Annotated in this window: 16 protein-coding genes; 15 read left to right on the forward strand and 1 reads right to left on the reverse strand. The window is 66.0% G+C overall.

What is annotated here, in order from left to right; translation table 11 throughout:
• Positions 1 to 9: 9 nt before the first annotated feature.
• The 11 genes from bchM to bchJ all read left to right on the forward strand — a co-directional run bounded on the left by bchM (position 10) and on the right by bchJ (position 10,280).
• Entirely contained in the window at positions 10 to 711 is a 702-nt protein-coding gene (gene bchM / locus HL671_RS19055) for a magnesium protoporphyrin IX methyltransferase (protein ID WP_172237525.1), read from the forward strand.
• Positions 708 to 2,141, forward strand: a complete 1,434-nt coding sequence (locus HL671_RS19060; RefSeq protein ID WP_012046263.1) for a BCD family MFS transporter — start codon at positions 708 to 710, stop codon at positions 2,139 to 2,141. Before bchM ends, HL671_RS19060 begins: the two co-directional genes overlap by 4 nt.
• Positions 2,142 to 2,160: 19 nt before the next feature.
• Positions 2,161 to 2,943 (forward strand): photosynthetic reaction center subunit H, encoded by a 783-nt coding sequence (gene puhA / locus HL671_RS19065; protein ID WP_012046262.1) that lies wholly within the window; start codon positions 2,161 to 2,163, stop codon positions 2,941 to 2,943.
• Complete coding sequence (puhB, locus tag HL671_RS19070; protein ID WP_172237528.1) at positions 2,940 to 3,590, forward strand: photosynthetic complex putative assembly protein PuhB; 651 nt, start codon at positions 2,940 to 2,942, stop codon at positions 3,588 to 3,590. Before puhA ends, puhB begins: the two co-directional genes overlap by 4 nt.
• 16 nt (positions 3,591 to 3,606) lie before the next feature.
• Positions 3,607 to 4,086: a photosynthetic complex assembly protein PuhC gene (gene puhC / locus HL671_RS19075; protein WP_012046260.1), complete on the forward strand. Its 480-nt coding sequence runs from the start codon at positions 3,607 to 3,609 to the stop codon at positions 4,084 to 4,086.
• Positions 4,083 to 4,388: a hypothetical protein gene (locus tag HL671_RS19080; RefSeq protein ID WP_012046259.1), complete on the forward strand. Its 306-nt coding sequence runs from the start codon at positions 4,083 to 4,085 to the stop codon at positions 4,386 to 4,388. Before puhC ends, HL671_RS19080 begins: the two co-directional genes overlap by 4 nt.
• Complete coding sequence (gene acsF, locus HL671_RS19085; protein ID WP_172237531.1) at positions 4,385 to 5,446, forward strand: magnesium-protoporphyrin IX monomethyl ester (oxidative) cyclase; 1,062 nt, start codon at positions 4,385 to 4,387, stop codon at positions 5,444 to 5,446. The genes HL671_RS19080 and acsF overlap by 4 nt, the downstream gene beginning before the upstream one ends.
• Positions 5,447 to 5,459: 13 nt before the next feature.
• On the forward strand, positions 5,460 to 6,497 hold the full coding sequence (gene puhE, locus HL671_RS19090) for a putative photosynthetic complex assembly protein PuhE (protein ID WP_172237534.1): 1,038 nt from the start codon (positions 5,460 to 5,462) through the stop codon (positions 6,495 to 6,497).
• Positions 6,494 to 7,705: a 5-aminolevulinate synthase gene (hemA, locus tag HL671_RS19095; protein WP_012046256.1), complete on the forward strand. Its 1,212-nt coding sequence runs from the start codon at positions 6,494 to 6,496 to the stop codon at positions 7,703 to 7,705. Before puhE ends, hemA begins: the two co-directional genes overlap by 4 nt.
• 94 nt (positions 7,706 to 7,799) lie before the next feature.
• Positions 7,800 to 9,404, forward strand: a complete 1,605-nt coding sequence (bchE, locus tag HL671_RS19100; protein WP_172237537.1) for a magnesium-protoporphyrin IX monomethyl ester anaerobic oxidative cyclase — start codon at positions 7,800 to 7,802, stop codon at positions 9,402 to 9,404.
• Positions 9,405 to 9,575: 171 nt separating this feature from the next.
• Positions 9,576 to 10,280 (forward strand): bacteriochlorophyll 4-vinyl reductase, encoded by a 705-nt coding sequence (gene bchJ, locus HL671_RS19105; protein ID WP_172237540.1) that lies wholly within the window; start codon positions 9,576 to 9,578, stop codon positions 10,278 to 10,280.
• Positions 10,281 to 10,328: 48 nt separating this feature from the next.
• Here the strand turns inward: bchJ and HL671_RS19110 are convergent, their stop codons facing one another.
• Positions 10,329 to 11,249, reverse strand: coding sequence for a LysR family transcriptional regulator (locus tag HL671_RS19110; protein WP_172237543.1), 921 nt, complete (start codon positions 11,247 to 11,249; stop codon positions 10,329 to 10,331).
• Positions 11,250 to 11,385: 136 nt separating this feature from the next.
• Here HL671_RS19110 and HL671_RS19115 point away from each other — a divergent pair, with 136 nt between their 5' ends.
• Genes HL671_RS19115 through fba form a run of 4 tightly spaced genes read left to right on the forward strand, consistent with a single transcriptional unit; the run spans position 11,386 to position 16,499 of the window.
• Positions 11,386 to 12,429 (forward strand): class 1 fructose-bisphosphatase, encoded by a 1,044-nt coding sequence (locus HL671_RS19115; protein ID WP_012046252.1) that lies wholly within the window; start codon positions 11,386 to 11,388, stop codon positions 12,427 to 12,429.
• Between the two features lie 33 nt (positions 12,430 to 12,462).
• Entirely contained in the window at positions 12,463 to 13,338 is an 876-nt protein-coding gene (locus tag HL671_RS19120) for a phosphoribulokinase (RefSeq protein ID WP_012046251.1), read from the forward strand.
• The gene (gene tkt, locus HL671_RS19125) at positions 13,335 to 15,362 is read left to right on the forward strand and encodes a transketolase (RefSeq protein WP_041750977.1); all 2,028 of its coding nucleotides are present in this window, start codon (positions 13,335 to 13,337) and stop codon (positions 15,360 to 15,362) included. The genes HL671_RS19120 and tkt overlap by 4 nt, the downstream gene beginning before the upstream one ends.
• Positions 15,363 to 15,416: 54 nt before the next feature.
• Complete coding sequence (fba, locus tag HL671_RS19130; protein WP_012046249.1) at positions 15,417 to 16,499, forward strand: class II fructose-bisphosphate aldolase; 1,083 nt, start codon at positions 15,417 to 15,419, stop codon at positions 16,497 to 16,499.
• The last annotated feature ends 20 nt before the right edge of the window (positions 16,500 to 16,519 follow it).

Below are 16,519 nucleotides of genomic sequence, written 5' to 3' on the forward strand. Positions count from 1 at the left end.
GGCTACGCGATGACGACAGCGGAATATCTCGCCCGCCGCAGTGAAGTGGAGACCTATTTCGACCGCACCGCGGTCGCCGCCTGGACGCGGTTGACCTCCGATGCGCCGGTCGGCCGCATCCGCGCCACGGTGCGCGCCGGCCGCGACGAGATGCGGCGGACACTCTTGTCCTGGTTGCCGCTCGATCTGCGTGGCGCGCGGCTGCTCGATGCCGGCTGCGGCACCGGCAGCTTTTCGATCGAGGCGGCGCGCCGCGGCGCCGAGGTCGTTGCCGTCGACATCTCGCCGACCCTGATCGAGATCGCACAGCGCCGGCTGCCCGACGACATCAGCCGAAATGCGATCCATTTCGTCGCCGGCGACATGCTCGATCCCCGGCACGGTGGCTTCAACTTCGTCGTGGCAATGGATTCGTTCATTCACTACCGCGCCGAGGATGCCGTGCGGATCGTGGCTGGTCTGGCCGCGCGCACCTCCGAATCCATTTTGATGACCTACGCGCCTCGGACGCCGCTGCTCGCCGTCATGCATGCGGTCGGCGGCGTGTTTCCGCGCGGCAATCGCGCGCCGGCGATCGAGCCGGTTACGGAACAGAAGCTGTACCGCCTCATCGCCGATCACCCAGATCTCGCCGACTGGCGCTGCGCCCGCAACTGCCGCATCGCCAACGGCTTCTACATCTCGCAAGCGCTGGAGCTTCGCCCGTCATGAGCGCGCGCGCACCATCGCTGCTGCAACTGTGGACGCGGCTGTCGTCGCGCTATCTGCCGTTTGCGGATGCCGCCTCGACCGAACTGCCGCTGTCGCGCCTGATGCGGCTGTCGCTGTTCCAGGTCTCGATCGGCATTTCGGTGGTGCTGCTCAACGGCACGCTCAACCGCGTCATGATCGTCGAACTCGGCGTGCCCTCCTGGCTGGTCGCCACGATGGTGGCGCTGCCGCTGGTGTTCGCGCCGCTGCGCGTGCTGATCGGCTTCAAGTCCGACCATCATCGTTCGGTGCTCGGCTGGCGCCGCGTCCCTTACATCTGGATGGGAACCCTGCTGCAGTTCGGCGGCCTCGCGATCATGCCGTTCGCGCTGCTGCTGCTGTCGTCGGGCGATGCGCCGGGCCAGGTGATCGCCGGCCGCATCGGCGCGGCGCTGGCCTTCCTGCTTGTCGGTGCCGGGCTGCACACCACGCAGACCGCGGGCCTGTCGCTCGCCACCGACATCGCACCCGAGCACTCGCGGCCGCGCGTCGTTGCGTTCCTCTATGTGATGCTGATGTTCGGCATGATGGCGAGCGCGCTGACCTTCGGCGGGCTGCTCGCCGAGTTCAGCGAGATGCGTCTGATCCAGGTGATCCAGGGCGCCGCGGTGACCGAGATGGTGCTCAATGTCATCGCGTTGTGGAAGCAGGAGGCGCGTGATCCGTCGCGCACCTCGGCTGCCCGCGAGCGGCCGCGCTTCGGCGATTCCTGGCGTCACTTCCGCGAGGCCGGCGGCTCGCTGCGCGTGCTGGTCGCCGTCGGGCTCGGCACCGCGGGCTTTACGATGCAGGACATCCTGCTCGAACCCTACGGCGCCGAAATCCTGCATCTCACGGTCGGGGAGACCACGGCGCTGACCGCCTTGTTCGCGGCGGGCACGCTGGTCGGCTTCGGCCTTTCGGCGCGCCGTCTCGGCAAGGGCGCCGATCCATATCGGATCGCGGCGCTCGGCGGGCTCGTCGGCCTGTTCGCCTTCTCCTGCGTGATCTTCTCGGCGCCGCTGGCCTCGCCCTTGCTGTTCCGGATCGGCACGACGGCGATCGGCTTCGGCGGCGGTCTGTTCGCGGTGGGCACGCTGACGGCGGCCATGGCGCTCGTGCAGAACGGCGAGAGCGGGCTTGCGCTCGGGGCCTGGGGCGCGGTGCAGGCGACGGCCGCCGGCGTTGCGATCGCCGGCGGTGGCGCCATTCGCGATGTGATGTCGCAGCTCGCGCTGGATGGCCGTCTCGGCGTCGCTCTGGCGGGGCCGGCGACCGGCTACAGCATCGTCTACCACATCGAGATCGGCCTGTTGTTCGTCACGCTCGCGGTCATCGGACCGCTGGTGCGGCGCCACGCGCCGTCATCGCCACAACAGTTGCAATTCGGAATAGCTGAATTTCCAGGTTAGCCCAGTCGGGGAGGAAACCATGCAGACGTCTTTCACGAGCTACATCGATGTCGCCCAGGTGGTACTTTACGGGTTTTGGATATTCTTCGCGGCCCTGATCTTCTACCTGCGCACCGAGGACAAGCGCGAAGGCTATCCGTTGCAGTTCGAGGGCCGGATCGGCCGGCAGACCGCATCGAGCGGTCACGGCTTCCCGACGCCGCCGTCGCCGAAGACCTATCACATGCATGGTGGGCGCACCGCGACCCTGCCGAACCGGGACAATGACCGCGCCGATGCGCCGGTGACGCCGATGTATTCGTGGCCGGGCACGCCCTATCTGCCGACCGGCAATCCGATGCTCGACGGCGTCGGCCCGGGCTCCTATGCCGCGCGCAGGGACGAGCCGGAGCTGACCATGGACAACATCCCGGCGATCGTGCCGCTGCGCGTCGACGGCAGCATCTTCATCGCCTCGGAGGATCCCGATCCGCGCGGCATGCCGGTGTTCGGCTGCGACGGCCAACTCGGCGGCAAGATCCGCGAGGTCTGGGTCGACCGCGCCGAGATGCTGATCCGCTATCTCGAAGTAGAGGTCGAGGGCACCGTCGGCCGCCACGTGCTGCTGCCGATGACCATGGCGGTGGTCGACAAGTCGCGCAAGGCGGTGCTGGTCGACGCCATCCTCGGCTCGCAATTCGCCAACGTGCCCGGCCTCGCCAATCCCGACCAGGTCACCAAGCTCGAGGAGGACAAGATCGTCGGCTATTTCGGTGGCGGACATCTCTACGCGACCGCTGCACGCCAGGAGCCGCTGCTGTGAGTCCGCGTGGGGAGCAAGACCAGCTGTTGCTGCCGCAAGGCGAGCGACTGCTCTGGCAAGGACAGCCGACGGTGAAGGCGCTGCTGCTGCGGGTCTTCCACCTGCGCCTGGTGCTGGCTTATTTCGCGGCGCTGTTCGGCGCGCGGGTGGTGGCGGGCGTGCTCGATCATCAGCCGCTCGCGGCGTCGGTCGCCAGCGCCTCGTCGCTGGTGACGCCGGTGGCCCTGGCGACGCTGCTGCTCACCGGGCTCGCGATACTCTACAGCCGCACCACCCGCTACACCATCACCAGCCGGCGCGTGCTGCTGCAGTTCGGTGCCGTGCTGCCGATGACCTTGAATGTACCGTTCAAGCAGGTCGTCCGCGCCGATGTGAAACTGCATTCCGATGGTTCCGGCGACCTGCCGCTCGGCGTCACCGCCCAGCAGCGGCTGTCCTACCTGCTGCTGTGGCCCCATGCGCGGCCGTGGCGGTTGAACGAGGTCGAGCCGATGCTGCGCGGTGTGCCTGACGCGCGCAACGTCGCCGAGATCCTCGCCAAGGCCTTGGTTGCGGCGTCGGATGGGGTTGGTGCGGCCCAGCCGCTGCCGGCAGGCGATGGCCAGCCGCAGGGTGCGCCTTCGGGCGCGGTCGTCAGCGCGGCGTAACGAGGAGGAGGACGTCATGAGCCAAGCCGAGGGCCATGTCGAGGATCACGGCGAAGCCGAGATCATCATTCCGAAGGGCGCGCTGCGCGCGGCCTTCGCGCTGGTTGCCTTTGCCCTGGTCGCGGCCGGCGTCGGTCGCCTCACGGGGATGGGCACCGTGCGCAACGATCACGTCGCTGCCGTGCAGACGGTGGCGCTGCGGTTCGAGGATCGCCCCGATGGCGGCATCTCCGTCGTGTCGCCTGACAGCGGCAAGGTCGTCGGAGTCGTCGAGGCCGGCGGCGATGGCCTGCTGCGCACGGTGTTGCGCAGCATGGCGTTCGATCGCCAGCGTCACGCGATCGGCTCGGGACCGGCGTTCACGATCAATCGCTGGTCCGACGGTCGTCTGAGCTTGGACGATCCGGCGACCGGGCGGCGCGTCGATCTCGCGCCGTTCGGAGCCGACAACAAGCGCCGCTTTGCGGAGCTGATGACGATGGGAGAGACGCGATGAGAGGATTATGGGCCAGCGAACCGCGCCGCTTCGACATCGGCTGCAGCATCGAGGTCGAGCAGACCTCGGAGACCCTGCATGCGCATGTCACGCTCGACCGTGACGTCGGCATCCGCCCGGGCGACGAGGTCGTGATCCATGGCGAGCCGATCACGGTCAAGTTCGGCGAGCAGCTCAACCTGCGCCGGACCGCGACGGTGGTGCGGGCCGGGCCCTGGAAGCGCGCAATGATGCACGTCGCGGGCTATCTCGAGCTCACGGAATTGTACGACGTCAGCTTTTCGGACGGGAGGGTCAGATGATCGCGATGGAAGGCGGAGCCGGCAACATCTCCACCAAGATGGCGCTGGAGGACACGATCCTCACGCCACGCTTCTACACCACGGATTTCGCGGCCATGGACCGGCTCAACGTCGATCTGGTGCGCCGCGAATGGGATGCGGTCATGGCCGAGCTGCGCGCCGACCACAACCGCAAGCACTTCGTGCGCACGTCGGAATTCGAGAAGGATCTGAACGAACTGCCCGAGGCGCTTCGCCTGGAATTCAAGGACTTCCTGGTGTCATCGCTGACCGCCGAGTTCTCCGGCTGCGTGCTCTATGCCGAGATCAAGAAGCGGATCACCAACCCAGATATCCGCGAGCTGTTCTCCTATATGAGCCGCGACGAGGCCCGCCATGCCGGCTTCATCAACGAGATCCTCAAGGATCACGGCATCGGCGTCGACCTCGGCTTCCTCACCAAGGTGAAGAAGTACACCTATTTCAAGCCCAAGTTCATCTTCTATGCGACCTATCTGTCCGAGAAGATCGGCTATGCCCGCTACATCACGATCTATCGGCAGATGGAGCGCCACCCCGAGCGCCAGTTCCACCCGATCTTCAAGTGGTTCGAGAGGTGGTGCAACGACGAGTTCCGCCACGGCGAGGCGTTCGCGCTTCTGATGCGCGCCGATCCGAAGCTGCTCAGCGGGCTCAACAAGCTCTGGATCAAGTTCTTCCTGCTCGCGGTGTTCGCCACCATGCATGTGCGCGACCACATGCGGCCGGCCTTTTATGAAGCGCTCGGCATGCCCGTGGACGAGTACGACATGCGCGTCTTCCGCATCACCTCGGAGATCTCGCGCCAGGTCTTCCCGGTCATGCTCGACATCGACAATCCGCGCTTCTGGGCCGGCTTGAACCAGCTGCGCAAGGTGTCGGAGGCGATTGCCGATGCGAAGGCGCAGGGCGGGGTCATGGGGGCGATCAAGCGTGCCGTGCTGCCGCTCAAGGCGGCGCTGACCTTCGGCCGGCTCTATATGCTGCCGGCCAAGAGCAACGAGCTGCCACGGGAGATCAGGCTGCAACCCGCCTGGTGACAAGGAGCCGGACATGGGCGCGACCGCGATTGCCATTCCCTATGTCGTGTTCGTCTGGTGGTTCTCGACCGGCGCCGTGCTGGCGCTGGTCGGGCTCGCCGCCCGTCATCCGGCCGCGTTCAAATGGGGCACGGCCGCGGCCTTCGTCGCGGCCCTGTCGGGGGTGGCGGTCTCCAGCCAAGCCGCCGAGGATGCCAACGCCTATTGCGCCTTCACCTGCGCGATCCTGCTGTGGGGCACGGTGGAGATGTCGCTGCTCGCCGGCTGGATCACCGGGCCGCGGCCGGAGCCGTGCCCTGGTGACTGCACGCCGGCGTCCCGCATCGGCTTCGCTCTGCAGGCGATCGCCTATCACGAGCTGGCGCTGATCGCGACCGCGGGTTTGGTGTTCGCGGTCACGTCAGGCGCGCCGAACCGCCTGAGCTGGTGGACCTTCGCCGCGCTGCTGGTGCTCAGGCAGAGCGCCAAGATCAATTTGTTCCTCGGGGTCCGCACGTTGAACGACGAGCTCCTGCCGCAACAGGTGCGCTTCATGCGCAGCTACTTTGCGAAGAAGTCGATCAACCTGCTGTTTCCGTTCTCGCTCGCGGCAGCTTTCGCTGCGACGGTGCTGGTCGCGGCCGCCGCGCTCGGCGCGAAATCCTCGTTCGACGGCGTGGCGCTGTCGCTGCTCGCCTCGCTGATCGCGCTCGGCCTGCTCGAACACGGCTTCATGGCGCTGCCAATGCCGGTCATCAACCTCTGGCGCTGGAGCGCGCCGGTCGAGCCGGTCATGCCGGCGATCGCTGCCGTTGCTGCCGCGCCTGCGCCTGTTCCTGTCACGCCGATGGTGCGGCCCGTGCTTGCCGTCGTGCCGACGCCACCGGAGCGCCCGGTCTCGGCGCAGAAGACCGCCGCAGCCCAGGCCCGCCAACGGCTCGAAGAGCAGTTTCGCCAGGCCTATCGCCAAGCCCGCGCCGAGGCGCAGGCGCAGACCATCACCGGACTGGCCGCAGCATCCATCACGACACCGGTCGATCCGAATACGACAGCACAGGGGGGAGTACCATGAACTACGAAGACTATTTCCGCCGCCAGCTCGACGGCCTGCGGCGGGAAGGGCGTTACCGCGTGTTCGCCGACCTCGAACGCAAGGCGGGCGCCTTCCCGATCGCGACCTACCGCGGTCCCCATGGCGAGCGCGACGTCGCCGTGTGGTGCTCGAACGACTATCTCGGCATGGGTCAACATCCGAAGGTGCTGGAAGTCATGCACGAGGCGCTCGACCGCTGTGGCGCCGGCGCCGGCGGCACCCGTAACATCAGCGGCACCAATCATTATCACATCCTGCTCGAGGACGAACTCGCCGATCTCCACGGCAAGCAGGCGGCGCTGCTGTTCAACTCCGGCTACGTCTCGAACTGGACCTCGCTGTCGACCCTGGCGGCACGCATGCCCGGCTGCGTGATCCTGTCCGACGAGCTCAACCACGCCTCGATGATCGAAGGCATCCGCCACAGCCGCTGCGAAACCCGCATCTGGCGCCACAATGACGTCGCCGATCTCCGCGACAAGCTGTCGGACCTCGATCCGAAGGTGCCGAAGCTGATCGCGTTCGAGAGCGTCTATTCGATGGATGGCGACATCTCGCCGATCTCGGATATCTGCGACGTCGCCGATGAATTCAACGCGATGACCTATCTCGACGAGGTCCATGCCGTCGGCCTGTACGGCCCGCGCGGCGGCGGCATTTCGGAGCGCGACGGCGTCGCGGATCGGCTGACCGTGATCGAGGGCACGCTGGCGAAGGCGTTCGGCGTCATCGGCGGCTACATCACCGCGTCCAACACGGTCTGCGACTTCGTGCGCAGCTTCGCTTCCGGCTTTATCTTCTCGAGCTCGCTGCCGCCGGCGGTGGCCGCGGGCGCGCTGACCAGCATCCGCCACCTCAAGGCCAGCCATGTCGAGCGCGCCCGGCACCAGGATCGCGTCGCGCGGCTGCGCCGCCGCCTCGACGAGGCCGGCGTCAGCCACCTCGACAATCCCAGCCACATCGTTCCGGTGATGGTGCGCGATCCCGTGCTGTGCAAGCGGATCAGCGACATCCTGCTCGATCGCTACGGCATCTATGTGCAGCCGATCAACTATCCGACGGTGCCGCGCGGCACCGAGCGGCTGCGCATCACGCCGTCGCCCTATCATAGCGACGCCGACATCGAGCATCTGGTCTCGGCGCTGTCGGAAATCTGGGCCGAGATGGGGCTGGCTCAGGCGGCTTGAGGTGACACTTTCGCGCGGCGTTTGAGCCAGATCAATTTGTCAATTTAGCCTGACGTTAGGCTGTAATAACAAGTTGACAATCGGGGAGGGCGCCGTGCGGATTTTGTTGCTGCATCCGAATTATCACTCCGGCGGCGCTGAGATCGCCGGCAACTGGCCACCGGCCTGGGCGGCCTACATCTCCGGCGCCCTGAAGGCCGCTGGCTTCACCGATCTCCGCTTCATCGACGCGATGACCAACGACCTCTCCGAGGAGCAGGTCCGCGCCATCCTGCGCAGCGAAAAGCCCGACGTGATCGGCTGCACCGCGATCACCCCCTCGATCTACAAGGCCGAGCGGCTGCTGGAGATTGCCAAGGAGGAGCACCCTGAAGCACTCACGGTGCTCGGCGGCATCCACGCCACCTTCATGTATCAGCAGGTGCTGACCGAGGCGCCGTGGATCGACGCCATCGTGCGCGGCGAGGGCGAGGAGATCATCGTCGACCTGATGCGGGCGCGCGAGGACGGCCGCTGGGAACGCGATCGCCGCAGCATCAAGGGCATCGCCTATCGCGACGGCACCGAGGTCGTGGCGACCGTGGCGGCGCCGACGGTGAAGAACCTCGATGCGATCACGCCCGACTGGAGCGTGCTCGAATGGAGCAAATATATCTACATCCCCATGAATAAGCGCGTCGCTATTCCCAACATGGCGCGCGGCTGTCCGTTCACCTGCAGTTTCTGCTCGCAGTGGAAGTTCTGGCGCGACTATCGCATCCGTGACCCGAAGAAGGTGGTCGACGAGATCGAGACCTTGATGCGCGAGCACGATGTCGGCTTCTTCATCCTGGCCGACGAGGAGCCGACCATCAACAAGAAGAAGTTCGTCGCGTTCTGCGAGGAATTGATCCGCCGCGACCTCAAGATCCTCTGGGGTATCAACACCCGCGTCACCGACATCCTGCGCGACGAGGCGCTGCTGCCGCTGTACCGCAAGGCCGGCCTGATCCATGTCTCGCTCGGCACCGAAGCCGCGGCGCAGATGAAGCTCGACCGCTTCAACAAGGAGACCACGGTCGCGCAGAACAAGAAGGCGATCCAGCTCCTGCGCGACGTCGGCATCGTCGTCGAGGCGCAGTTCATCGTCGGGCTGGAGAACGAGACCCGCGAGACGCTGGAAGAGACCTACCAGATGGCGCGCGACTGGAAGCCGGATCTCGCCAACTGGGCGATGTATACGCCGTGGCCGTTCTCCGACCTGTTTCGCGACCTCGGTGACAAGGTCGAGATCTTCGACTATGAGAAATACAATTTCGTCACGCCGATCATGAAGCCGGACGCGATGGATCGCGGCGAGCTGCTCGACGGCGTCATGAATAACTATCGCCGCTTCTACATGCACAAGGCGCTGTTCTCCTATCCCTGGGCCGGCTCCGGCGAGCGCCGCCGCTATCTGCTTGGCTGCCTCAAGGCGTTCCTGAAGTCCGGCTTCGAGCGCAAATTCTACGATCTGGGTCGGGTCAATTATTGGGGCCCGCAGTCGAAGGGCAAGGTCGATTTCGGCTTCGACACCTCGCGCAAGCGGGCCGAGCCCGGCAAGGTCGAATGGAAGACCAGCCATAATCGCAAGCTGACCGGACCGCAGCAGGCGCAGGTCATGGCCTGCGGCGGCGGCACCGAGCAGATGAGCGAAGAGGCCGAGACGAGGGTGCATTGAGATGCATGGTACGCGCGCTCAGCACACTCAGCTGCCGCGCGCTGGCGCCGTGCGCGGCCGCGTCTCGCTTGCTGCTGCACGGTCTTCGCGCCTGGGGCCGTTCCAGGCCTCATGGGCCTCCCGGCCATGCGAAGCATCGTCGGGTGGGGGCTTCACCCGGGGCGCCCCGTCATGAGCGGCGTCGGTCGTGCCGCAAGACCAGCTGTCGTTCCGAGCAGCCCGGCGGAGGCGGGCGTCTCGGCGGACGATGACGGGCCTGCGGCCCCTTTCAAGCACCAATCCTACGGCCTGTGCCCCGCTGGGCGCATCGGCCCCAATGCGATCATCCAGACCGCGGAGGCCTTGCGCCTGCTGCGAGGCGATGCGGCCGCGCGCAGCGTGTTCGCGACCGCGGGGCTCGAGGCGTATCTGACCGCGCCGCCGGCCGACATGGTCGATGAGGCCGAGGTCATCCGCCTGCACCGCGCGCTCCGCGCCGCGCTGGACGAGGATTCGGCCCGCGCGGCCAGCATCAAAGCGGGGCAACTGACGGCGGCCTATCTGCTCGCTTATCGCATCCCGCCGGCAGCCCAGCGCCTGCTTCGCCTGCTGCCGGCGCGGCTCGCCAGCCATGCGCTGTCGCGCGCCATCTCGGCCCATGCCTGGACCTTTGCCGGCACCGGGCGCTTCACCGCCCGTCCCGGAAAGCCGACGATCTACGACATCGGCCATTGCCCGCTGTGCCGGGGGCAGAGCGCCGACCATGCCCTCTGCGACTTCTACGCCGCGACGTTCGCGACGCTGTTCGCCGAACTGGTACACCCCCATGCGCGTGCCCGCGAGATCAGTTGCCAGGCGACCGGCGCCTCCGCCTGCCGGTTCGAGATCGACTGGTGAGACGACATCATGCCCGAAGCGAGGATGCGCCAGCTTCGGACATGGTTCTCATCGCGGCAGGAAGCGTGCGCCCTCCTTGCCGAAGAAATCCAGCATCGCCTGGGCCGGCGGCAGCAGCAGCTTGTCGGCGCGCCGCACCGCATGCCATTGCCGGATGATCGGCAGGCCGGTGACCCGCAAGGTGACCAGCCGCCCTTCGCTCAGCTCATGCGACACGGTATGCTGCGAGATGAAGGCGATGCCGAGACCGGCGATGACGGCCTGCTTGATCGTCTCGTTGCTGTCCATCTCCATGCTGGTCTTCGGATGCAGCCCCTTCTTCTCGAAAAAGGTCTCCATCAGCAGCCGCGTCCCGGAGCCAGGCTCACGCGTGATGAAAACCTCGTCTGCGAGGTCCTCGGCGGCAATTCGCTTGCGGCGTGCAAGGCGATGGCCCGCCGGGGCGATGATGATGTGCGGATGCTGGCCGAACGGCCGCATGTCGACCGGAATGTCGGCGGGCGGCCGGCCCATGATGGCAATATCGAGATCATAGCCGCGCAAGGCCTCGCGCAGGCTGTCGCGATTGCCGATCCGCAGGGTGACGTCGATCTTGGGAAAACGCCGCGAAAATTCCGCAATCGCAAACGGCACGAAATATTTCGCGGTGCTGACGGCGCCGATTGCGACGCGGCCGCCGCTGCGGCCCGCCAGGATGTCGAGGGCCTGCTCGCAATCCAGCAGCGCCGCCTCGACGCGTTCGGCCAGAGCCAGCACGCTGAGCCCGGCTTCGGTCAGGATCATGCCGTCGGCGGTGCGCTGGATCAGCGGCAGCCCGGCGAGCTCCTGAAGATTGCGAATTTGCAGCGTGACCGCCGGTTGTGTGAGATGCAACCGGCCGGCCGCCGAGGTCACTGACCCAGAGTTTTGCACCGCGACGAGCGCGCGAAGCTGGCGAATGGTGAGGTCGCGGGAGAAGCGCCGGCTCATGGAACTCTCGACATAAGGAAAACTTTGGCCGATCCAAAGATATTGAAATTTCCCTAATCGTGCAATTCGAGTGTTCATAGCAGCGCCGCACGACGCCTTCGTGCAGCTTCATCAAGCTCCCCCCATAGAGGAGCTGATGGCAAGGGAGTGGCCCATGGAACAAAGCCCAACATTGCAGGCTCATCTCGCATTGCAGAATGCAGACGCCGACTGCGCCGCCGTCATCGAGGCTCTCGCCGACGCCGCGCGGGAGCTCGCCCGGCAGATCGCGATCGCGCCGCTTGCGGGATTCGATGAGGGCGCCGCGACGGTGAACGCCGACGGCGACGTGCAGAAGGCACTGGATATCGTCGCCGACAATCTGATGCGTGACGCGCTCCGAAAGGCGCCGGTGGCAGGCATCCTGTCCGAAGAGGTCGATCGGCCGGAAACGGTCAATGCTGCTGCCCCACTTTGCGTGGCGATCGATCCGCTCGACGGCTCCTCCAATCTGCAGAACAACATTTCGGTCGGCACCATCTTCTCGATCCGGCCCAGGGGACGCGACGTTCTCTCCAGCTTCTTCGAGCCGGGCACGGCCCAGCGCGCCGCCGGGTTCTTCGTCTACGGACCGCAGACCTGCCTGGTGCTCGCGATCGACCATCGCGTCGACCTGTACGTGTTGCACCCGACGCTGCGCGAGTTCGTGCTGGCGAGGTCCGGCCTGCGCATTCCGCAGGATACGCCGGAGTTTGCGATCAACGCCTCGAACCGCCGGCACTGGAGCGGCACGGTGCGCAATTATGTCGACGAGTGCCTGGCCGGTGCCGCGGGTCCGCGCGGCCGCGACTTCAACATGCGCTGGATCGCTTCGCTGGTGGCGGAGGCCTATCGCATCCTGATGCGTGGCGGCGTCTTCCTCTATCCAGCCGATTCCCGCCCCGGCTATCGCGAGGGCCGGCTGCGGCTGGTCTACGAAGCCCATCCGATGGCGTTGATCATGGAATGGGCCGGTGGCTCGGCGTCGAGCGGCCGCTCGCGGATTCTCGAATTGTCGGCGCGCTCACCGCATCAGCGCGCGCCGCTGATCATGGGCGATGTTCGCCTCGTTCGTGACGTCGACCAGTTGCATGAGGGCGTCGAGCCGCTGTTCGAGACCAGCGATGCGCCTTTGTTCGCGCGGCGCGGCCTGTTCCGCTGAGCGGCCACCGAGCGAGACTTCCGGAGAAAGTTCATGTCACGTCGTCATCCCATCATCTCGATCACCGGCTCGTCGGGAGCCGGCACCACCTCGGTCAAGAAGACCTTCGAGAACATCTTCCGCCGCGAGAACGTCAAGGCCGCCTATATCGAGGGCGATGCGTTTCACCGCTACAACCGCGAAGAGATGCGCCGCAAGATGGTCGAGGAGGCTGAACGCGGCAACAAGCACTTCAGCCATTTCAGCCCGGATACCAATCTGTTCGAGGAGCTCGAGAAGACGTTTCGCGATTACTCCGAGACCGGCACCGGCATGACCCGCCATTATGTGCACGACGAGGAGGAGGCGCGGCTTTACGATACGAGGCCGGGCAATTTCACCGAGTGGAGCCGGCTGCCGGACGATTCCGATCTTCTGTTCTACGAGGGCCTGCATGGCGCCGTCGTCACCGAGAAGGTGAACATCGCGCAGCATGCCGATCTGAAGATCGGCGTCGTCCCGGTGATCAACCTGGAATGGATCCAGAAGCTGCATCGCGACCGCGCCTCGCGCGGCTACACCACCGAGGCCGTGACCGACACGATCCTGCGGCGGATGCCGGATTATGTGAACTACATCATCCCGCAATTCTCGGAGACCGACATCAACTTCCAGCGTGTGCCGACGGTCGATACGTCCAATCCGTTCATCGCGCGCTGGATCCCGACGCCGGACGAATCGATGGTCGTGATCCGTCTCAAGAACCCGCGCGGCATCGACTTCCCCTATCTGCTCTCGATGATCCAGGGCAGCTTCATGTCGCGCGCCAATTCGATCGTGATCCATGGCTCGAAGCTCGATCTCGCCATGCAGCTCATTCTCACACCGATGATCATGCAACTGATGGACCGAAAGAGGCGCACGCTATGACCGCCACTGCTCTGCAAAAGCCTGCCGCAAAGGCTGATCCGGCTCACGCCGAGATGGCGAACGCCATCCGCTTTCTGGCGATCGATGCCGTGGAGAAGGCGAAGTCGGGTCATCCGGGCATGCCGATGGGCATGGCCGACGTCGCCACCGTGCTGTTCTCGCGCTTCATGAAGTTCGATCCGGCCGATCCGGCCTGGCCCGATCGCGACCGCTTCGTGCTGTCGGCCGGTCATGGCTCGATGCTGCTCTATGCGCTGCTGCATCTGACCGGCTACGAGGCGGTCACGATCGACGAGATCAAGCGATTCCGGCAGTGGGGCGCCAAGACGCCCGGGCATCCGGAATATGGTCACACGCCCGGCGTCGAGACCACGACCGGCCCGCTCGGGCAGGGCATCGCCACGGCTGTCGGCATGGCGCTGGCCGAGCGCCTGATGAACGCGCGCTATGGCGACGAGTTGATCGATCATTACACCTACGTCATTGCCGGCGACGGTTGCCTGATGGAGGGCATCAGCCACGAGGCGATTTCGCTCGCCGGGCATCTGCGGCTCAACCGCCTGATCGTGCTGTTCGATGACAACGGCATCTCGATCGACGGCTCGACCGGACTGGCCTGTTCGGACGATCAGCTCGGCCGCTTCGCCGCCTCGGGCTGGGCGACGTCCCGTATCGACGGCCATGATCCCGAAGCGATTGCGGCTGCGATCGCCGCGGCCCGGCAGAGCGACCGGCCCACGATGATCGCCTGCCGCACGACGATCGGCTTCGGCTCGCCTGGACGCCAGGGTTCGGAGAAGGCGCATGGCGCGCCGCTCGGGCCGGAGGAGGTCGAGAAGACTCGCGCCGCCCTGCACTGGCCGCACCGGCCGTTCGAGATTCCGGCCGATGTGCTGGTGAGCTGGCGCGAGATTGGCGCGCGCGGCCACAGCGTGCGGCAGGCCTGGAAGGAGCGGGCGCGAAAGCTGTGCACTGCGGACCGCTCGCCATGCCACGATGCGCTGAACAAGAAGCTGCCGGCGGCCTATACCGAGCGCATGGCGCAGTTCATCGCGCAGCTCACGGCCGAGCGGCCGAAGATCGCGACGCGCCAGGCCTCGCAGAACGTCATCGATGTGATCGCGACGGTGCTACCCAATCTGCTCGGCGGCTCCGCGGATCTGACCCACTCGAATTTGACCAAGGCGAAGACACACAAGTCGGTGACGCCGGCGACCATGGACGGCAACTACGTGCATTACGGCGTTCGTGAGCATGCAATGGCGGCGGCGATGAACGGTATCGCGCTGCATGGCGGCTTCATTCCTTATGGCGGCACCTTCCTGGCCTTTGCCGACTACAGCCGGCCGGCGATCCGCCTCGCTGCGCTGATGGGCATCCGCGTCATCCATGTGATGACTCACGATTCCATCGGCCTCGGTGAGGACGGGCCCACGCATCAGCCGGTCGAGCATGTCGCCAGCCTGCGTGCCATTCCCAATCTCCTGGTGTTCCGTCCGGCTGATGCGGTCGAGACGGCGGAAGCCTGGGACTGCGCGCTGCGCGCCGAAACCTCGCCTTCGGTGCTCTGCCTGTCGCGCCAGGCGCTGCCGGCCTTCCGCACCGAGGCATCCGACCACAACAAGGTGGCGCTCGGCGCCTATGTGGTTGTGGAGCCGGAAACTCGCCGCGACGTCACTCTGATCGCGACCGGCTCTGAGGTGGCGATCGCGCTGGAGGCGGCGAAGCTGCTGGCGGCCGAAGGCGTGCATGCTGCAGTGGTGTCGGCGCCGTGTTTCGAACTGTTCCGCCAGCAGACGGCGGAGTATCGCGCTCAAGTGCTCGGTAACGCGCCGCGCATCGGCGTCGAGGCTGCCATCGAGGGCGACTGGGCGCGCTGGCTCGGCGACAGCGGCGAGTTCGTGGGCATGCAGGGCTTCGGCGCCTCGGCGCCTGCCGATGTGCTGTACCGAGAGTTCGGCATCACGCCCGCGGCGGTGGCCGATGCCGCCATGCGCAACATCATCCGGGCGCGGGCGTCCTGAGCGGACGCCCGAGAGCGACACGACACAACACACGAACAGGGACGGAGACGAACCATGGCGCGGATCACGCTCAGACAATTGCTGGACCATGCCGCCGAGCGCGGCTACGGCGTGCCGGCTTTCAACATCAACAACATGGAGCAGGGGCTCGCGATCATGGAGGCGGCCGCTGCCGTCGACGCCCCCGTGATCATCCAGGCCTCGCGCGGCGCGCGCTCTTACGCTGGCGACATCATGCTGTCGAAGATGATCGACGCGCTCGAGGAAATGTATCCGCAGATCCCGCTGTGCCTGCACCAGGACCACGGCAATGACGAGGCGACCTGCGCGACGGCGATTAAATACGGCTTCACCTCTGTCATGATGGACGGCTCGCTCAAGGCCGACGCCAAGACCGCCGCGGACTATGAATACAATGTCGACATCACACGGCGGGTCGTCGAGATGGCGCATTGGGTCGGTGCCTCGGTGGAGGGTGAGCTCGGCGTGCTCGGCTCGCTGGAACACGGCGGCGGCGAGCAGGAGGACGGCCACGGTCTGGAGGGCAAGGTCAGCCGCGAGCAACTGCTGACCGATCCCGACCAGGCGGTCGATTTCGTCCGCGCCACCAAGGTCGACGCGCTGGCGATCGCCATGGGGACCTCGCATGGCGCCTACAAGTTCTCGCGCAAACCGGATGGCGAGATCCTCGCCATGAACGTGATCGAGGAGATCCACCGCCGGCTGCCGAACACGCATCTTGTGATGCACGGCTCATCCTCGGTGCCACAGGCGCTGCAGGACATGTTCAACCAGTTCGGCGGCGAGATGCCGCAGACCTGGGGCGTGCCGGTCGAGGAGATCGTACGAGGCATCCGTCACGGCGTACGCAAGGTCAATATCGACACCGATTGCCGGCTGGCGATGACCGCGATCTTCCGCAAGGTCGGTGCGTCGTCGAAGGTCGAGTTCGATCCGCGCAAATTCCTGAAGCCGGCGATGGATTCGATGCGCGAATTGTGCCGCGAGCGCTTCGAGCAGTTCGGCGCCGCCGGCAATGCCTCGAAGATCAAGGTGCTGCCGCTGTCGGAGATGGCCAAGCGCTATCGCTCCGGCGCGCTCGATCCACGAATTGGGGGAATGACTGCGGCCGCGTGAGACCCACACCACAACGACAA

Origin of the sequence: Bradyrhizobium denitrificans (assembly GCF_013179005.1) — a bacterium.
In the GTDB taxonomy this organism is placed as follows: domain Bacteria; phylum Pseudomonadota; class Alphaproteobacteria; order Rhizobiales; family Xanthobacteraceae; genus Bradyrhizobium; species Bradyrhizobium denitrificans.

What these genes read in the sequence shown, in the direction of transcription:
- bchM (WP_172237525.1), top strand. Translation starts at nt 10, where the DNA reads ATGACGACAGCGGAATATCTCGCCCGCCGCAGTGAAGTGGAGACCTAT.
- HL671_RS19060 (WP_012046263.1), top strand. Translation starts at nt 708, where the DNA reads ATGAGCGCGCGCGCACCATCGCTGCTGCAACTGTGGACGCGGCTGTCG.
- puhA (WP_012046262.1), top strand. Translation starts at nt 2,161, where the DNA reads ATGCAGACGTCTTTCACGAGCTACATCGATGTCGCCCAGGTGGTACTT.
- puhC (WP_012046260.1), top strand. Translation starts at nt 3,607, where the DNA reads ATGAGCCAAGCCGAGGGCCATGTCGAGGATCACGGCGAAGCCGAGATC.
- HL671_RS19080 (WP_012046259.1), top strand. Translation starts at nt 4,083, where the DNA reads ATGAGAGGATTATGGGCCAGCGAACCGCGCCGCTTCGACATCGGCTGC.
- acsF (WP_172237531.1), top strand. Translation starts at nt 4,385, where the DNA reads ATGATCGCGATGGAAGGCGGAGCCGGCAACATCTCCACCAAGATGGCG.
- puhE (WP_172237534.1), top strand. Translation starts at nt 5,460, where the DNA reads ATGGGCGCGACCGCGATTGCCATTCCCTATGTCGTGTTCGTCTGGTGG.
- hemA (WP_012046256.1), top strand. Translation starts at nt 6,494, where the DNA reads ATGAACTACGAAGACTATTTCCGCCGCCAGCTCGACGGCCTGCGGCGG.
- bchJ (WP_172237540.1), top strand. Translation starts at nt 9,576, where the DNA reads ATGAGCGGCGTCGGTCGTGCCGCAAGACCAGCTGTCGTTCCGAGCAGC.
- HL671_RS19110 (WP_172237543.1), bottom strand. Translation starts at nt 11,249, where the DNA reads ATGAGCCGGCGCTTCTCCCGCGACCTCACCATTCGCCAGCTTCGCGCG.
- HL671_RS19115 (WP_012046252.1), top strand. Translation starts at nt 11,386, where the DNA reads ATGGCAAGGGAGTGGCCCATGGAACAAAGCCCAACATTGCAGGCTCAT.
- HL671_RS19120 (WP_012046251.1), top strand. Translation starts at nt 12,463, where the DNA reads ATGTCACGTCGTCATCCCATCATCTCGATCACCGGCTCGTCGGGAGCC.
- tkt (WP_041750977.1), top strand. Translation starts at nt 13,335, where the DNA reads ATGACCGCCACTGCTCTGCAAAAGCCTGCCGCAAAGGCTGATCCGGCT.
- fba (WP_012046249.1), top strand. Translation starts at nt 15,417, where the DNA reads ATGGCGCGGATCACGCTCAGACAATTGCTGGACCATGCCGCCGAGCGC.